Annotated in this window: 18 protein-coding genes; 17 read left to right on the top strand and 1 reads right to left on the bottom strand. The window is 64.5% G+C overall.

All coding sequences use genetic code 11. From position 1 onward, the window contains the following. Positions 1 to 61: 61 nt before the first annotated feature. From mihF to ACFWEM_RS09750, 8 genes are all read left to right on the top strand, one after another. Positions 62 to 382, top strand: a complete 321-nt coding sequence (mihF, locus tag ACFWEM_RS09785; protein WP_003944825.1) for an integration host factor, actinobacterial type — start codon at positions 62 to 64, stop codon at positions 380 to 382. Between the two features lie 33 nt (positions 383 to 415). After that, positions 416 to 1015 (top strand): guanylate kinase, encoded by a 600-nt coding sequence (gene gmk / locus ACFWEM_RS09780; RefSeq protein WP_230815545.1) that lies wholly within the window; start codon positions 416 to 418, stop codon positions 1013 to 1015. Between the two features lie 98 nt (positions 1016 to 1113). After that, complete coding sequence (gene rpoZ / locus ACFWEM_RS09775; protein WP_003944996.1) at positions 1114 to 1413, top strand: DNA-directed RNA polymerase subunit omega; 300 nt, start codon at positions 1114 to 1116, stop codon at positions 1411 to 1413. Next, positions 1410 to 2708 carry a bifunctional phosphopantothenoylcysteine decarboxylase/phosphopantothenate--cysteine ligase CoaBC gene (gene coaBC / locus ACFWEM_RS09770; protein WP_020969581.1) on the top strand — a complete coding sequence of 433 codons (1299 nt, stop codon included), beginning with the start codon at positions 1410 to 1412 and terminating at the stop codon, positions 2706 to 2708. The genes rpoZ and coaBC overlap by 4 nt, the downstream gene beginning before the upstream one ends. A gap of 188 nt (positions 2709 to 2896) precedes the next feature. Next, on the top strand, positions 2897 to 4111 hold the full coding sequence (gene metK, locus ACFWEM_RS09765; protein WP_230815546.1) for a methionine adenosyltransferase: 1215 nt from the start codon (positions 2897 to 2899) through the stop codon (positions 4109 to 4111). A 25-nt stretch (positions 4112 to 4136) separates the two neighbouring features. Continuing rightward, positions 4137 to 6155, top strand: coding sequence for a primosomal protein N' (locus ACFWEM_RS09760; protein WP_378533153.1), 2019 nt, complete (start codon positions 4137 to 4139; stop codon positions 6153 to 6155). 190 nt (positions 6156 to 6345) lie between these two features. Further along, complete coding sequence (locus ACFWEM_RS09755; RefSeq protein ID WP_378534515.1) at positions 6346 to 7014, top strand: PadR family transcriptional regulator; 669 nt, start codon at positions 6346 to 6348, stop codon at positions 7012 to 7014. A 94-nt stretch (positions 7015 to 7108) separates the two neighbouring features. Continuing rightward, on the top strand, positions 7109 to 8128 hold the full coding sequence (locus tag ACFWEM_RS09750; protein WP_378533151.1) for an esterase/lipase family protein: 1020 nt from the start codon (positions 7109 to 7111) through the stop codon (positions 8126 to 8128). A gap of 27 nt (positions 8129 to 8155) precedes the next feature. Here ACFWEM_RS09750 and ACFWEM_RS09745 read toward each other — a convergent pair whose 3' ends face one another. Next, complete coding sequence (locus tag ACFWEM_RS09745) at positions 8156 to 8362, bottom strand: hypothetical protein (protein WP_003944900.1); 207 nt, start codon at positions 8360 to 8362, stop codon at positions 8156 to 8158. A 288-nt stretch (positions 8363 to 8650) separates the two neighbouring features. Between ACFWEM_RS09745 and fmt the strand changes: the two genes are divergently transcribed. The 9 genes from fmt (at position 8651) to ACFWEM_RS09700 (ending at position 16200) form a co-directional block, all read left to right on the top strand. Beyond that, positions 8651 to 9574 carry a methionyl-tRNA formyltransferase gene (fmt, locus tag ACFWEM_RS09740; protein ID WP_378445948.1) on the top strand — a complete coding sequence of 308 codons (924 nt, stop codon included), beginning with the start codon at positions 8651 to 8653 and terminating at the stop codon, positions 9572 to 9574. After that, entirely contained in the window at positions 9571 to 11019 is a 1449-nt protein-coding gene (locus ACFWEM_RS09735) for an RsmB/NOP family class I SAM-dependent RNA methyltransferase (RefSeq protein WP_378533148.1), read from the top strand. The genes fmt and ACFWEM_RS09735 overlap by 4 nt, the downstream gene beginning before the upstream one ends. Positions 11020 to 11059: 40 nt before the next feature. Then, positions 11060 to 11407, top strand: coding sequence for an MmcQ/YjbR family DNA-binding protein (locus tag ACFWEM_RS09730; protein ID WP_378533146.1), 348 nt, complete (start codon positions 11060 to 11062; stop codon positions 11405 to 11407). A gap of 85 nt (positions 11408 to 11492) precedes the next feature. Further along, the gene (rpe, locus tag ACFWEM_RS09725; RefSeq protein ID WP_230815552.1) at positions 11493 to 12176 is read left to right on the top strand and encodes a ribulose-phosphate 3-epimerase; all 684 of its coding nucleotides are present in this window, start codon (positions 11493 to 11495) and stop codon (positions 12174 to 12176) included. Between the two features lie 8 nt (positions 12177 to 12184). Then, positions 12185 to 13237, top strand: coding sequence for a bifunctional diaminohydroxyphosphoribosylaminopyrimidine deaminase/5-amino-6-(5-phosphoribosylamino)uracil reductase RibD (gene ribD, locus ACFWEM_RS09720; RefSeq protein ID WP_378533144.1), 1053 nt, complete (start codon positions 12185 to 12187; stop codon positions 13235 to 13237). A 5-nt stretch (positions 13238 to 13242) separates the two neighbouring features. Next, positions 13243 to 13851: a riboflavin synthase gene (locus tag ACFWEM_RS09715; RefSeq protein ID WP_003944892.1), complete on the top strand. Its 609-nt coding sequence runs from the start codon at positions 13243 to 13245 to the stop codon at positions 13849 to 13851. A gap of 110 nt (positions 13852 to 13961) precedes the next feature. Continuing rightward, positions 13962 to 15236: a bifunctional 3,4-dihydroxy-2-butanone-4-phosphate synthase/GTP cyclohydrolase II gene (locus tag ACFWEM_RS09710; RefSeq protein WP_378533142.1), complete on the top strand. Its 1275-nt coding sequence runs from the start codon at positions 13962 to 13964 to the stop codon at positions 15234 to 15236. Then, positions 15233 to 15730 carry a 6,7-dimethyl-8-ribityllumazine synthase gene (ribH, locus tag ACFWEM_RS09705; RefSeq protein ID WP_230815555.1) on the top strand — a complete coding sequence of 166 codons (498 nt, stop codon included), beginning with the start codon at positions 15233 to 15235 and terminating at the stop codon, positions 15728 to 15730. Before ACFWEM_RS09710 ends, ribH begins: the two co-directional genes overlap by 4 nt. Next, positions 15727 to 16200 (top strand): PH domain-containing protein, encoded by a 474-nt coding sequence (locus ACFWEM_RS09700; protein ID WP_378533140.1) that lies wholly within the window; start codon positions 15727 to 15729, stop codon positions 16198 to 16200. The genes ribH and ACFWEM_RS09700 overlap by 4 nt, the downstream gene beginning before the upstream one ends. Positions 16201 to 16273: the final 73 nt, after the last annotated feature.

The following is a 16273-nucleotide window of genomic DNA, read 5'->3' as shown; positions in this document are numbered from 1 at the left end:
GCTATCGCTGCTGGTTATCAGCGGAATAGACAAAATTTGCACACGACGAGACGGAGGAACCGTGGCCCTTCCCCAGTTGACTGATGAGCAGCGCGCTGCTGCTTTGGAGAAGGCAGCTGCTGCCCGCAAGGCCAGGGCTGAGCTCAAGGAGCGCCTGAAGCGTGGCGGCACCGACCTCAAGCAGGTCCTCAAGGACGCCGAAGACAACGAAATCTTGGGCAAGATGAAGGTTTCGGCACTGCTCGAGGCACTGCCCAAGGTGGGCAAGGTCAAGGCTCAGGAGATCATGACCGAGCTGGAGATTGCACCGACCCGTCGCCTTCGTGGCCTCGGTGATCGGCAGCGCAAGGCTCTGCTCACCAAGTTCGACTTCGAGGCCTGAGCCGACAAGTGATTGCTGACGCAACAGTGTCTGATGATTGCTGACGCAACAGTGTCAGAGAGCAAGACCGCAGTGCGGAGGGGTCGGCTGGTTGTACTGGCCGGCCCTTCGGCTGTCGGTAAGTCCAGCGTCGTTCGCGAGCTGAGAACTCGGTTGCCTGAACTTGTCTTCAGTGTTTCGGCGACCACTCGCGATCCCCGCCCGGGTGAAGTGGACGGCAAGGACTACCGATTTACCTCCCGCGAAGAATTTCAACGGATGATCGACTCCGGTGAACTTCTCGAATGGGCGGAAATCCACGGCGGCCTGCAGCGCTCAGGCACTCCCGCAGTTCCGATCGAAGAAGCACTCGAAGCTGGAAAGCCCGTTCTCGTCGAGGTCGATCTCGCCGGAGCACGAGCTGTCCGGAAGGCGATGCCCGAAGCTTTGTTGGTGTTCATGGCACCACCGAGTTGGGACGTTCTGGTGCAACGGCTGACCGGACGGGGCACCGAAACGGAAGACGTCGTGGCGCGCCGACTCGAGACGGCTCGAGTGGAATTGGCCGCACAGGACGAGTTCGACACGGTCATCGTGAACGAGGATGTAAGCCGTGCTTGCGATGAGTTGGTATCCTTGTTGGTCGGGAACTGATTCCACAACCTTCGGAAACCGATTTCCGGCCCGTTTCTCAGATATCCGGAACGATAAATCTAGTTCTTCAACGAAGATCTAATTCAGGAGACACAAGAGTGAGCAGCACTTCAGCCGCGTCCGCAGCAGGTCAGGGCGCTCTGCCTGCCTACGACACCCCGCTCGGCATCACCAACCCGCCGATCGACGAGTTGCTCGAACGCACCTCTTCCAAGTACGCCCTGGTCATCTACTCGGCCAAGCGTGCGCGCCAGATCAACGACTACTACAACCAGCTCGGTGACGGCATCCTCGAATACGTCGGACCCCTGGTCGAGCCCGGTCTGCAGGAAAAGCCGCTGTCCATCGCGTTGCGTGAAATCCACGCTGATCTCCTCGAGCACACCGAAGGCGAGTGAGCACCACGTCTGCCGCACCCGAACCTCGTTCGGGTGTCGGGGGAGTGTCCGACGCACCCACATCGATACGTAAGCGCATCGTCGTCGGTGTCGGTGGGGGTATCGCCGCGTACAAAGCGTGCTCGATCATCCGCAGCTTCACCGAGAGTGGTCATCACGTCCGCGTGATTCCGACCGAATCCGCTCTGGAGTTCGTCGGCCGCGCCACGTTCGAAGCACTCTCCGGCAACCCGGTTCACACCGGCGTCTTCAACGACGTCCCGCAGGTTCCGCATGTCCGTCTCGGGCAGGAAGCCGACCTCGTCGTCATCGCGCCGGCTACAGCTGATCTGATGGCGCGAGCCGTCATGGGCCGCGCAGACGACCTGTTGACGGCCACTTTGCTGACCGCTCGCTGTCCGGTCGTCTTCGCCCCCGCAATGCACACCGAGATGTGGGAACACCCCGCAACGGTGTCCAATGTCGCGACACTGCGCTCGCGCGGCGTCCACGTGATCGAACCTGCCTCCGGGCGTTTGACCGGTAAAGACACCGGAGCGGGGCGACTTCCCGAGCCTGACGAAATCGTCGGTTTGGCGTCGTTGCTCCTCGAGCGCTCGGATGCATTGCCGCGAGACCTGGAAGGTCGCCGCATTCTGGTCACCGCCGGCGGTACTCGCGAGCCCCTTGATCCCGTGCGTTTTCTCGGTAATCGCAGCTCGGGCAAACAGGGATACGCACTCGCCCGTCTGGCCGCACAACGCGGCGCGCACGTCACACTGATCGCCGGCTACACGGCCGATCTCGCCGACCCTGCTGCCGTCGACGTCGTGCACATCAAGACGGCCGAAGATCTCCGGTTGGCAGTGGAGAAGCACGCGCCCGGACACGACGGGGTCGTCATGGCTGCGGCTGTCGCGGACTTCCGCCCCACCACCGTCGAAGGCAGCAAGATCAAGAAGGGCGCAAACGAACCCGACTCGATCAGCCTCACTCGGAATGCCGACATACTTGCCGGCCTCGTCGAAGCGCGTCGTGACGGCGATCTGGATGCTCGAACGGTCATCGTCGGATTCGCCGCAGAGACCGGTGACGCTCACGGTGACGTCCTCAGTTACGCCCGTTCCAAGCTTGCCCGCAAAGGCTGCGACCTCCTCGTCGTCAATGCTGTCGGCGAGGGCAAGGCATTCGAGGTCGATCACAACGACGGTTGGCTGCTCGGTTCGGACGGTTCGGAGTCCGCTCTCGAGCACGGATCCAAGGCACTGATGGCCAGCCGAGTGCTCGACGCCCTGGTCAAGCTCTTCCCCGAGTAGCGACACGCGCCCGGTGGTGAGAGTTACCCCACGATAATCGGGTGAGTGCAAGGGTGTTGCGCAGGCGGTCCAACCGTTATCGTCGGCTCAGCCCCCAGCTAACAAAGCATGACAAAACGGTCACCGAACGGTGATTCGGATACTTCAATAAGCTGTAGTCAAGAACTCAGTCGTCGAGAGGGAGATCTGTGAGCAAGTCCGGCAGTCGGCTATTCACCAGCGAGTCCGTCACCGAGGGGCACCCGGACAAGATCTGTGACGCGATCAGCGACTCGATCCTCGACGCGCTGCTCACCCAGGACCCGCGCGCTCGCGTGGCCGTCGAGACGCTGGTCACCACCGGCCAGGTTCACGTAGCCGGCGAGGTCACCACCACTGCGTACGCGGATATCCCGAAGATCGTGCGCGACACGGTCCTCGAGATCGGCTACGACAGCTCCGCGAAGGGTTTCGACGGAAACTCGTGCGGCGTGAACGTCGCGATCGGCGCCCAGTCGCCCGAGATCGCGCAGGGTGTCGATCACTCGCACGAGGCTCGCGTCGACGGAATCAGTGACGACGAGATCGACCGTCAGGGTGCAGGCGACCAGGGCCTGATGTTCGGCTACGCCACCACCGACACCCCGGAACTGATGCCGCTGCCCATCGCGCTGGCGCATCGTCTGTCTCGCCGGTTGACCGAGGTCCGCAAGTCCGGCGTGCTGCCGTACCTGCGCCCGGACGGCAAGACCCAGGTCACCATCGAGTACGACGGCGACAAGGCCGTTCGTCTCGACACCGTGGTCATCTCCACCCAGCATGCAGCGGACATCGATCTCGACAACCTGCTGACGCCGGACCTTCGCGAGAAGGTACTCCACTCGGTGCTGACCGACGTGAACCTCACCGACCTGGACACCTCCGACGTTCGTCTGTTGGTCAACCCGACGGGCAAGTTCGTCCTCGGTGGTCCGATGGGTGACGCCGGTTTGACCGGTCGCAAGATCATCGTCGACACGTACGGCGGAATGGCTCGTCACGGCGGCGGCGCGTTCTCCGGCAAGGACCCGTCAAAGGTCGACCGCAGCGCTGCCTACGCCATGCGCTGGGTGGCCAAGAACGCTGTTGCCGCAGGTCTGGCCGACCGCATCGAGGTTCAGGTCGCCTACGCCATCGGCAAGGCAGCTCCGGTCGGACTCTTCGTCGAAACCTTCGGCACCGAGAAGACCGATCCGGCACGGATCCAGAAGGCGATCACCGAGATCTTCGACCTGCGTCCGGGAGCGATCATTCGCGACCTCGACCTGCTGCGCCCGATCTACGCGCAGACGGCGGCATACGGTCACTTCGGTCGCACCGATATCGAGCTTCCGTGGGAGAGCACCGATCGTGCCGACAAGCTGCGTAGCGCAGCTGGTCTCTGATCACTGACGTACAGACGGGGCGCGGGTGGGCGCGGAAAGAGTAGCGGCAGAAGTCGATCCGGTCGCCCGGGTGCTGCCGATGCTCCCGCTCGCTCACCTCGACCGTGAATTCGACTACCTCGTTCCTCGTGAACTCGAAGCGGATGCGCAGCCCGGAGTCCGGGTACGTATCCGCTTCGCTGGTCGGTTGGTGGACGGCTTCATCGTCTCGCGCGAGGCAACCAGTGACCACCAGGGGAAGTTCGGCTGGCTCGAACGCGTCATCTCGTCCGAGCGGGTCCTGACGGCCGAAATCGCGCAGGTAGTCGACCGCGTGGCCGAACGCTACGCCGGAACCCGTGCCGATGTTCTCCGCTTGGCGGTACCGCCGCGCCACGCGAAGGTCGAAGCCGAAGTGTGGGAGTCTGCCGAGCCGCCGTCTGCTCCGGAACCGATCGAAAATGGTTGGCATCTCTACAGATTCGGTGACGCATTCCTGACCGCGATTCGCGAATCGAAGAGTCCGCGCGCAGTCTGGCAGGCGTTGCCCGGCGAAAACTGGCCCTTGCGTCTGGCCGAACTCGCCGGCGCTGTAGCGGCAAGCGGGAAATCCGCGATTCTGGTTGTGCCCGACCAACGCGACCTGGACCGCGTCGTCGCCGCATGCACCGAACTCTCCGGAGCTGATGCAGTGGTGGGTCTGTCCGCGGGACTGGGACCGGCCATGCGATACCGAAAGTGGCTCGCTGCACTGCGCGGGACCGCCCGGATCGTCGTCGGCACGCGGAGCGCTGTTTTCGCGCCGACCCCCGAGACCGGTCTGGTTGTCGTCTGGGACGACGGCGACGACAATCTCTCCGAGCCGCGGTCGCCGTATCCGCATGCCCGTGAGGTTGCCGTCCTGCGTGGCTACGTCGCCGGGTGCGCGGTTGTGATCGGTGGGTTCTCACGAACGGCAGAAGCCCAAGTCCTCGTCGATTCGGGGTGGGCGCACGATCTGGTCGCCACGCGGGACGTCGTTCGGGCCCACGCACCCAAGATCACGGCGCTGGCCGACAGCGATCAAGCCTTGGCCCGCGATCCGGGAGCAAGAGCGGCTCGGTTGCCCGCCATTGCATTCGCGGCTGCCCGGCGCGCCCTGGGCGAGGGCAACGGAGTCCTGGTGCAGGTACCGCGCCGGGGGTACGTACCGACCTTGGCCTGCGGAAAGTGCCGTGCCCCGGCACGGTGCCGTCGGTGCAACGGCCCATTGGCGCTTCCCGCTGCGGCTGGCCCGGACGGCGCCGGGACGCCGGCGTGCCGCTGGTGCGGGGTTGCCGATGCCGCCTACCGTTGTCATGCGTGCGGCGCGAAAGCACTGCGCGCAGTGGTGGTCGGCGCCGGCCGCACTGCAGAAGAGCTCGGGCGCGCGTTTCCCGGAGTGAAAGTCGTGCTGTCCGGGGGTGGTGACGTGGTCAAGGAACTGCCGCACGGGCCCGCGTTGGTGGTTTCGACGGTCGGTGCGGAGCCGGTGATGACGGGCGGCTACGGCGCCGCGCTTCTGCTCGACGGTTGGGCGTTGCTCGGTCGGCCGGACCTTCGCGCCGCCGAGGAAACGCTCAGACGCTGGATGTCGGCTGCTGCCATGGTGATTCCGCTCTCCGAAGGCGGGGAAGTTGTGGTTGTCGCGGACTCGGGTATCCCGACGGTGCAGGCATTGGTCCGGTGGGATCCGGTGGGGCACGCACAGTCTCAATTCGAGGAGCGAGACGAGGTCGGCTTTCCTCCGGCTGTGCACATGGCTGCGATCGACGGTGGATCCGCCGCGATCGCGGAGCTGGTGGAGTCGGCTGAACTACCGGCGAGTGCTGTGCTGCTCGGCCCGGTGGAATTGCCTGCGGGGGAGCGGCTTCCGTATTCCGGCGAGGACGAGAGTGGTGTCGCGCCGGAGCGAATGCTGGTCCGCGTCCCACGCAAGGACGGTCGCGGCCTTGCGGATGCTCTGGCACATGCGCGTGCCGCGCGCAGTGCGCGGAAGTCTTCGGGTCCGGTCCGCATTCAGATCGACCCACGCCGCATCGGCTGATTTTCGAGTTCTCCAAGGCATGCTTGTGTGCAGCAAAAATCTTGCGCAACCCGATATGGCGATATATCGTCGAACTATCAACGATAGCGATGGAGGTTCGACGATGGATGCAAGTTTCCCGAACGAGGGGATGTTCGGCCGGCGCGGTTTCTTCGGCGGTTTCGGCCGTGAGCAACGGCCACCATTTGTGATGTGGGTGCCGACGGACGATGGTGCGCCGGATGACGCTCCCCGCGATCACGACGGCGGGCGTCGTGGTCGACCGCACGAGCGTCCGGGCTTCGGCGACATGCCACGCAGAGGCCACCGACGAGGGCGATTCGGTCCGGACGGCGGACCCGGCCCCGGCTTCGGTCCGGGCGCACAGTTCGGTCGCGGGCGAGGACGTGGTGGCCGCGGTCGTCGCGGAGACGTGCGCGCCGCGATTCTGCTCCTGATCGCCGAAGAACCGATGCACGGCTACGAATTGATTCAACAGATCGTCGAGCGCAGCGGCGGCGTCTGGAAGCCGAGTCCGGGCTCCATCTATCCCGCCCTGTCCCAGCTCGAGGACGAAGGTCTGGTGATCATCGACAAGGTCGCCGGTCGCAAGACCGCGAAGCTGACCGAAGAAGGGGTCGCGTACGTCGAGGAGCATCGCGCCGATCTCGGGGCGCCGTGGGATGACGTTCGTCTCAGTGTGGGAGAGCCGGAGCAGGACCTTCGAGAACTGATCGGCCAGCTGATGGGCGCAGCCGGTCAAGTGGCTGCTGTAGGCACACCCGCGCAGGTCAAGGCCGCAGCCGACGTGCTTGTCGAGGCGCGCAAGTCGCTCTACCGAGTGCTTGCCGGTGATGACGCCGATGAAGGCGGCAATTGAGACGTCGGATACCTACTGTTCGGTAGGGTATGCGCCTCGAAGTTTCTGGTGTTACGGTCAGCTCCCTCGTAGGATCAGAGCAGGAGCAGGAACAATGGCTGGCGTCAAACGGTCTGTGGGACTGACATTTTCGGTAGCAGTGGCGCTGCTGATCGGAGCACCGCCGGCAATATCGGGTGCCGCACCGACGCTTCCGTCTGCGAGTGCCGACGCGATGGACGTTCCTCTCGACATCGGTCCGGGTCAGGCGACCCGTTCCGTTGCTACGGCATATGCGCATGCTCATCCCGGATCCGCACCGGCCGGATCGAACGATTTCGGCTGTGAGCCTTCCGCCACGCATCCCCGACCGGTTGTACTCGCCCACGGAACCGACACCGAGGCGTACGCGGATTGGGCGGCCCTGTCGCCGGCACTGGCGGCTGACGGCTACTGCGTGTTCGCCCTCAATTACGGCGGTGCGATCAAAGAAGAAGACGGGGACGTCGCACACGAGACCTACGGCGTCGGCGACATCGTCGGCAGTGCCACCGCGTTCGGCTCCTTCGTCGATCAGGTACTGACTGCGACAGGCGCGGACAAGGTCGACGTGATCGGCTACTCCCAAGGCGCGACGGTGACGCGGTACTACGTCAACAAGATGGGCGGGAACCAGTACGTCGACCATTGGGTCGGGTTGGCATCGCCGACGTACGGCGGCGTGATGTTCGGGTTGGTTCCGATCGTCCGCGCGATCCCCGGCGGAGAAGACTTCGTCGAAGAAGTCTTCTCCCGAGCTGTCCGCGAGCAGATGCAGGGTTCCGATACGTTGAACGCCCTCAACGACGGCGGCGACACCGTGCCCGGTGTGCGCTACACGACAATCGGGTCGACTGTCGACGAGATGATCCAGCCGTCCTCGAACATCGCCCTGCGCGACGCCGGTGCGGAGAACATCGTCCTCCAGGAACTGTGCCCGTCCAACCTGACCGGTCATTTCCGCATGCCGTACGACCCCTACGTGATCGACGTCATCCGGACGGTCCTCGACCCCGATGCCGAGCGGCACGCTTCGTGCAGCGCGGTGCCGCTCGGCACGGATATTCCGCAAGTGGTCATCGACGCCAATTCGTGAGCGTCGAGTTCACGTGGGTCGGAATCTTTACTCGGCGAGCTTGGCAGTGGCCTGTGCCCAGAGGAAGAACTTGTTGGTTCCGAGATCGCGGACGGTCTTGATGTTGAACGCTGCCTTCAAATGCTCTGCATCCGAATCGCTTACACCGTTGAGTGCCGCGACCGGGGCATCCGCCAATTCTTCGACGGACTTTCCTGCGTAGGCCTTGTCGAACTTACTGTCGATGCCTGCCATCTAAGTTCCTCCGTGTGATCGGTGTATCCCGTATCAGCCTTCGCCGAGTGGCGACGACAGAGACAGTCAATACCGACAACCGGTGAATCTGCAGGGTTCTGATCAAAGAAATTCTCGAGAAAGTGGTTCGGTGTGGCGCGAGGTAGGTCGCAGCTCGTGCAGTCCTTAGACTGAGAGTTCCATCCACCGACACATCCGGGAGCATTTTCGTGAGTTGCAGTCCACCGCGTTCGACAGGCCGATCGGCTGATCAGAGTCCGAAGAGCCCACCGAAACGGGAGAGCTGACATGCGCGTCGTGTTCGCCGGGACGCCGGAACCCGCTGTTCCCTCCTTGCGTCGGCTGATCGAGTCGGCCAACCACGAAGTCGTCGCTGTCGTCACGCGTCCGGACGCCGTTGCCGGTCGAGGCCGAAAAGTCACCCGATCGCCGATCGGATTGCTCGCCGACGAGCACGACATCCCGGTGCTGACCCCGACCAAGGCGTCCGATCCCGACTTCGCGGCCGAACTCGCACGGCTCGAACCGGACTGCGCACCCGTCGTCGCCTACGGAAACTTGTTGCCGCAGAACGTACTCGACATCCCGAAATTCGGTTGGGTCAATCTGCATTTCTCCCTGCTCCCCGCCTGGCGCGGTGCCGCGCCTGTGCAGGCCGCGATCAGTGCCGGTGACGAGGTGACCGGAGCCAGCGCGTTTCGTTTAGAAGCCGGCATGGATACCGGCCCGGTGTACGGAGTGATGACCGAGCGCATTCGTGACACCGACACCGCAGGCGACCTACTCGGGCGTCTGGCGGAAAACGGCGCCGCTCTGCTCGAATCGGTACTCGACGGGCTCGAAGCCGGCGAGATCAACGCCGTTCCACAGTCTGCCGACGGCGTCTCGTACGCCCCCAAGGTGACGGTGGACGCTGCCCGTGTGAAGTGGGAATTGCCCGCGCGCACCATCGACCGTCACATCCGGGCCGTCACCCCCGCGCCCGGCGCGTGGACGATGATCGGTGACCTACGGGTCAAGGTCGGGCCGGTCACCGTCACGGACGAGACCCTGGCAATCGGTGAGATCTCGGTACGCAAGGATGGTCTGTACATCGGTACCGCGACCACCGCGGTACGACTCGGGCAGATTCAGCCCCCGGGCAAGAAATTGATGTCGGCAGGGGACTGGGCACGCGGTGCCCGACTCGACGCGGAGGTACGAGCACAGTGACCGAATCACGACGACCGGCACGACGGACACAGGGTCCCGGAGCCAAGAACGCGGCCGGTGGAAAGAACACCAAGCCGAAGCAGGCCAAGCGCCCGGATCCGGCCACCGCCGGGCTCGATCAGCCGCGCCTGGCTGCGCGCGACGTACTGCGCGCGGTTCGTGAACGTGACGCGTACGCCAACCTGGTACTGCCCGGACTGCTTCGCGATCGCAAGCTCGACGCGCGCGACGCTGCGCTGGCAACCGAACTCGCGTACGGCGCCGCACGCGCGCAGGGGCTGTTGGACGCGGTCATCGCGCACGCAGCGGGTCGACCGATCGAGGAGATCGACGGAACCCTGCTCGACGTTCTCCGTCTGGGCTCGTATCAACTGCTGCGGACCCGCGTTGCCCCACACGCCGCTGTTGCCACCTCGGTCGACCTCGTTCGCGCCGAAAACGGTCAGGGCCGAGCAGGATTCGTCAACGCGGTCCTGCGTCGTGTCTCCGAACGCACCCAGGACGAGTGGGTCGAGTTGCTGGCCCCGAAGGACCCGATCGGCCGACTCGCCTTCGAGCACGCTCACCCTCTGTGGATCGCGCAGGTGTTTTCGGATTCGCTCGGCGCCGCAGCCGGAGAGCTCGAAGACGTCCTGATCGCCGACGACGCCCGCCCCGCCGTGCACCTCGTCGCCCGCCCCGGTGAGATCTCCGCCGAGGAGCTCGCGTTGGTGACCGGCGGCGAGATCGGGCCGTACTCGCCGTACGCCGTCCATCTCGACGGCGGTGACCCCGGACAGCTCGAGGCGGTTCGCCAAGGCTTGGCGGGCGTGCAGGACGAGGGCAGTCAGCTGGTTGCCCGCGCCCTCAGCATTGCTCCTCTCGAAGGTGACGACGCCGGCCGCTGGCTCGACCTCTGCGCAGGTCCAGGAGGCAAGGCGGCGCTTCTCGGCGCTCTTGCCGGTATCGAAGGCGGACGGCTCGACGCCGTCGAGCCCGTCGAACACCGTGCCGAACTGATCCGCAAGACCACTCGCGAGCTTCCCGTGGACGTGCACGTGGCGGACGGCCGCGAATCCGGACTCGAACCCGGATACGACCGCATCCTCGTCGACGCTCCCTGCACCGGCTTGGGCGCCCTGCGCCGGCGCCCGGAAGCTCGTTGGCGTCGCCAGCCGTCCGATGTCGCGCCGCTCGTGAAGTTGCAGCGCGAATTGCTCGCCGCTGCAATCGAACTGGTACGCCCCGGCGGAGTGGTGCTGTACTCGACGTGTTCGCCGCACCTGTCGGAAACGCTGGCAGTCGTCGCCGACGCAGTGAGGCGTCACGGCGTCGTGGAACTCGACACCAAGGAATTGGTGCCCGGTGTTCCGGACGTCGGAGACGGGACTTCGGTTCAGTTGTGGCCGCACCGGCACGGCACGGACGCGATGTTCATGGCCGCTTTGCGCAAGCCGCTGGCCTGATCGGATGACTTCTGGGCATCGGTAGTCGTATGGTGCCTACATGGTTACGTGGGAACAGGTTGTAGTACTGGGTTCGGCTCTTCCCTCCGTGGAGGAGTCGACCTCGTACAACACCCCGGCACTCAAGGTGGCAGGCAAGACTTTTGCGCGACTCCGCACCGAAGCGGAGGGCGCTTTGGTCTTGATGTGCGGTCTGGACGAGAAGGAAGCGCTACTCGCCAATGGTGAGGCGCCTTTCTTCACGACAGATCACTATCACGGGCACGGCTCCATCCTCGTGCACCTCGAACTGATCGACGAGGTGCAATTGGCGGAGATGCTCGAAGATGCGTGGCGAATCAAGGCTCCGGCCAAGGTGCGCAAGCTTCGCAGTGTCGTGAAGAACTGATCGGATTGCGCCTGTCCAACGGTGTGGCCGTTCTCTGATGACGGGCATGCACGGTCGGCGATGAAGCACAGCTAAACTCGGCGTCGTGGCTTCCCCGATGATTGCACCGTCCATTCTGTCCGCAGATTTTGCTCGACTCGCCGATGAAGCGACTGCCGTGTCCGGCTCCGACTGGCTTCACGTCGACGTGATGGACGCGCATTTTGTTCCCAATCTCACGCTCGGTCTGCCCGTCGTAGAGAGTCTGCTGAAGGCGACGGATATTCCGCTCGACTGCCACCTCATGATCGAGAACCCGGAGCGCTGGGCACCGCCGTACGCCGAGGCCGGCGCGTACAACGTCACGTTCCACGCCGAGGCAACCGACGATCCGCGTTCGGTTGCCCGTGACATTCGTGCGGCGGGCGCCAAGGCCGGACTGAGCGTCAAGCCGGGAACCCCCATCGACGACTACCTCGAAATCCTCAAGGATTTCGACACCCTTCTGATCATGAGCGTCGAACCCGGCTTCGGCGGCCAGTCCTTCATGCCGCAGGTGCTCGACAAGGCACGCGCAATTCGCAAGCTCGTCGATTCGGGTGAGCTGACGCTGCTCGTCGAAATCGACGGCGGCATCAACGCTTCCACGATCGAGCAGGCAGCGGAAGCCGGTATCGACTGCTTCGTCGCCGGTTCGGCGGTGTACGGAGCCAGCGATCCCGGTGAGGCGGTGCGCAAGCTCCGTGCGCAGGCCGCTTCGGCGTCGCCGCACCTGACGCTGTCGGTCTGAGCCGCTCGATGGCAAAGGGTGGACAGGCGTCGACGGCTGATCTCGACGCTGCGATGCAGATCGCGCTGGCCGCAGCTGATTCCGCGCGCGGATTCACCAGCCCCAACCCGCCCGTCGGTGCGGTCATCCTGGCGGCCGACGGCACCATCGCGGGCGTCGGTATGACGCAACCGCCCGGCGGACCGCACGCGGAGGTCGTGGCTCTCGACGAGGCCGGCGATGCAGCGCGTGGCGGTACGGCAGTGGTGACTCTGGAACCGTGCAATCACCAGGGACGAACTGGACCCTGCTCGCAGGCGTTGATCGACGCCGGAGTCTCGGCGGTTGTCTACGCAGTCGGTGATCCCAATCCGGAAGCCTCCGGCGGCGCAGCGACGCTCATGCGAGCCGGCATCAGCGTGACGGCCGGCCTGCGAGCACCCGAGGTGGAAGCTGGTCCACTGCGACCCTGGCTGCACAAACAGCGGACCGGTCGCCCGCACATCACGTGGAAATACGCGGCCAGTCTGGACGGACGCAGCGCCGCCGAGGACGGAACGAGTCAGTGGATCACCGGTCCGCAGGCGAGAGCGCGCGTGCATGCGCAGCGGGCACAGATCGACGCAATTGTGGTCGGCACCGGCACCGTGTTCGCCGACGACCCGTGGCTGACGGCGCGTCAGCCCACGGGTGAGCTCGCGGGGCACCAGCCCGTGCGCGTCGTCGTCGGAAAACGTGAAATACCTTCGACTGCAAGCGTTCTCGATGACACCGCACCGACTCTGGTACTCAACACCGACAACATCGACGAAGTAATCGAGGCGTTGGGGGAGTACACAGATGTACTGCTCGAAGGTGGGCCACGTCTGGCCGGAGCATTCCTCGCCGCCGGATATGTCGACGTCATCGAGGCGTACATCGCGCCGATACTTCTCGGCGCGGGCGCTTCGGCGCTCGTCGATGCCGGCGTGCACACCATTACCGACGCCCACCGATTCCGTTTGGAGTCCGCGGTAACGATCGGCCCCGATATTTTGTTGAGTCTGGTTCCGGAGAGTTCTGCTCCGGGGAACGAGGAGTAGGGCGCGTGTTCACAGGAATTGTGGAAGAACTCGGCGAAATTGTCGCCAAGGAAGAACTGGTCGATGCTGCACGGTTCACGGTGCGCGGGCCACTGGTCACCTCCGACGCCGGTCACGGTGATTCGATCGCGGTCAACGGGGTGTGCCTGACGGTCGTCGACGTGCTTGCCGACGGTTCGTTCACCGCAGACGTCATGCAGGAAACGCTGAACCGCTCGAGCCTGGCGAAGTTGGACGTCGGTTCTCGCGTCAACCTCGAGCGCGCCGCGGCGCTGAACAGCCGACTCGGTGGCCACCTGGTTCAAGGGCACGTCGACGGAACGGGCCATGTCATCTCCCGCTCGCCTTCCGAGAACTGGGAGGTAGTGCGGATCGCACTGCCGGACTCCATTTCCCGTTACGTCGTGGAGAAGGGTTCGATCACCGTCGACGGTGTCTCGCTGACGGTTTCCGCGCTGGGTGGCGACCGTGGGTTCGAGTACTTCGAGATCTCACTGATCCCCACGACGTTGGAGTTGACGACGCTCGGTACCGCGGTGGTCGGTACTCCGGTGAACCTCGAGGTGGACGTGATCGCGAAGTACGTCGAGCGGCTTCACTCTGCCGGTCGGTAGGACCAGGCTGATCGGACCCGTCCGATTGGTCGTAGGGTTGTGAGTGCATCCGTCGGATGCACTCGTTGTATTCGATGATGTGAAAAGTCAAGACTTTGGAGTGCGAGCACGTGACCAGGTTCGACAGTATCGAGCGCGCAGTAGCAGATATCGCTGCAGGTAAAGCTGTTGTCGTTGTGGACGACGAGGATCGTGAGAACGAAGGCGATCTCATCTTCGCCGCCGAGAAGGCCACCCCGGAACTGGTGGCGTTCATGGTTCGCTACACCTCCGGCTACCTGTGTGTGCCGCTCGACGGTGACGATTGCGATCGGTTGGGCCTGCCCCCGATGTACGCCACCAACCAGGACAAGCACGGCACGGCCTACACCGTCACCGTCGACGCCCGTGAGGGAATCGGTACCGGCATCTCGGCATCGGACCGCGCTGCGACGATGCGTCTGCTCGCCAACCCCGAAACCGGCGCCAACGATTTCACTCGTCCCGGCCATGTCGTGCCGCTCCGCGCGAAGGAAGGCGGAGTACTGCGTCGTCCGGGCCACACGGAAGCCGCAGTCGACCTCGCCCGCATGGCGGACCTGCGTCCCGCCGGCGTCATCTGCGAAATCGTCAGCCAGAAGGACGAGGGCGCGATGGCTCAGACCGACGAGTTGCGAGTCTTCGCCGACGAACACAACCTCGCTCTGATCTCGATCGCCGACCTCATCGCGTGGCGTCGCAAGCACGAGAAGCACGTGCTGCGTATCGCCGAAGCCCGCATCCCCACCCGTCACGGTGAGTTCACCGCTGTCGGCTACACGAGCATCTGCGACGAGGTCGAGCACGTCGCGCTGGTGCGCGGCGACATCGCGGGCCCGGACGGTGACGGTAGCGACGTACTCGTCCGCGTTCACTCCGAGTGCCTCACCGGCGACGTCTTCGGTTCGCTGCGGTGCGACTGCGGCCCGCAACTCGATGCTGCACTGGACATGGTCGCTCAGGAGGGCCGGGGCGTTGTCCTGTACATGCGCGGGCACGAGGGTCGCGGCATCGGTCTGATGCACAAGCTGCAGGCTTACCAGCTCCAGGACGCCGGTTCCGACACCGTCGACGCCAATCTCGAACTCGGACTACCGGCCGACGCCCGTGACTACGGCATCGGTGCGCAGATCCTCGTCGATCTGGGTATCTCGTCGATGCGCCTGCTGACCAACAACCCGGCCAAGCGTGTCGGTCTGGACGGTTACGGCCTGCAGATCACCGACCGCGTTCCGATGCCGCTGCGCGCGAATGCCGAAAACCTCACCTACCTGCGCACCAAGCGCGACCGGATGGGCCACGATCTGATCGGACTCGACGAGTACGAGGCGAACCAGAACTCCGCACAGCCCGGAACCGCACTGTGAGCGGCGAAGGTCAGCCGCAGCTCGCGATCGCCGAGGCCAAGGATCTGAAGCTGGCGATCGTTGCGGGGCAGTGGCACGCGACGATTTCCGAGGCCCTGATCGCCGGCGCACAGCGCGTCGCCGAGCAGGCACAGATCAAGGATGTGACACTGGTCCGTGTCGCCGGTGCGATCGAACTGCCGGTCGTTGCGCAGGCGTTGGCTCGCACCCACGACGCCGTTGTTGCACTCGGCGTCGTCATCCGCGGTGGTACTCCGCACTTCGAGTACGTGTGCGACGCGGTCACCGCCGGCCTCACACGCGTCTCGCTCGACGAAAGTACTCCCGTGGGGAACGGTGTCCTGACCACCGACACCGAGCAGCAGGCTCTTGACCGTTCGGGTCTGCCGGGTAGCGTCGAGGACAAGGGCGCACAGGCCTGCGCCGCCGCACTGGACACCGCAGTGACCCTGCGTCATCTCCGAGCACCATGGACCGAGGATTCGTTTCGATGAACACACCCGGCGACAACGAGAACTGGGAACTGATCGCCTCACCGCGTAAGTCGACGCGGTACGCGATCGGCGTCGCTGTCCTTCTGGTGATCGTTCACGTCACACTTGCGCTCCTGCTCCGCCAGGGGTCCACCGGCGTGTACTTCCGCGCCGCGGACCAAATTGCGATGGCCGGCATCGGCACCGTTCTTGCTCTCGGTGTACTGATGTTGACCCGGCCTCGGGTCAAGGTGGGTAAGCAGGGAATCGCCGTACGAAACATCCTGGGCGAGAAGATCGTCGACTGGGATCTGTTCGAGGGGCTCTCGTTCCCCGACGGCGCCGCCTGGGCACGCATCGAATTGCCCGACGACGAGTACATGGCAGTGATGGCGATCCAGTCCAACGACCGCGAGTACGCCGTCGACACAGTCGGTAAGTTCCGCGAACTCGCCGACCGCTACGCACCGGTCGCGCACAAGAGCAACTGACGTCTTCCGGTCGGTTCGGTGCCCGCATCCTGCGTGTTTCCGAGTCGGTCGGTGGCGGCGACTAACCTGAAAC

This window comes from Rhodococcus sp. NPDC060176 (genome assembly GCF_042728675.1).
GTDB lineage: Bacteria > Actinomycetota > Actinomycetes > Mycobacteriales > Mycobacteriaceae > Rhodococcus_F.
This window is presented reverse-complemented; position numbering and strand designations above follow the sequence as displayed.

Excerpts from the sequence above, each read along its gene's own strand:
- ACFWEM_RS09750 (WP_378533151.1), top strand. The coding sequence starts at position 7,109 with ATGGCTGGCGTCAAACGGTCTGTGGGACTGACATTTTCGGTAGCAGTG.
- ACFWEM_RS09730 (WP_378533146.1), top strand. The coding sequence starts at position 11,060 with ATGGTTACGTGGGAACAGGTTGTAGTACTGGGTTCGGCTCTTCCCTCC.
- ACFWEM_RS09745 (WP_003944900.1), bottom strand. The coding sequence starts at position 8,362 with ATGGCAGGCATCGACAGTAAGTTCGACAAGGCCTACGCAGGAAAGTCC.
- ribD (WP_378533144.1), top strand. The coding sequence starts at position 12,185 with ATGGCAAAGGGTGGACAGGCGTCGACGGCTGATCTCGACGCTGCGATG.
- gmk (WP_230815545.1), top strand. The coding sequence starts at position 416 with ATGATTGCTGACGCAACAGTGTCAGAGAGCAAGACCGCAGTGCGGAGG.
- fmt (WP_378445948.1), top strand. The coding sequence starts at position 8,651 with ATGCGCGTCGTGTTCGCCGGGACGCCGGAACCCGCTGTTCCCTCCTTG.
- ACFWEM_RS09755 (WP_378534515.1), top strand. The coding sequence starts at position 6,346 with ATGTGGGTGCCGACGGACGATGGTGCGCCGGATGACGCTCCCCGCGAT.
- ACFWEM_RS09700 (WP_378533140.1), top strand. The coding sequence starts at position 15,727 with ATGAACACACCCGGCGACAACGAGAACTGGGAACTGATCGCCTCACCG.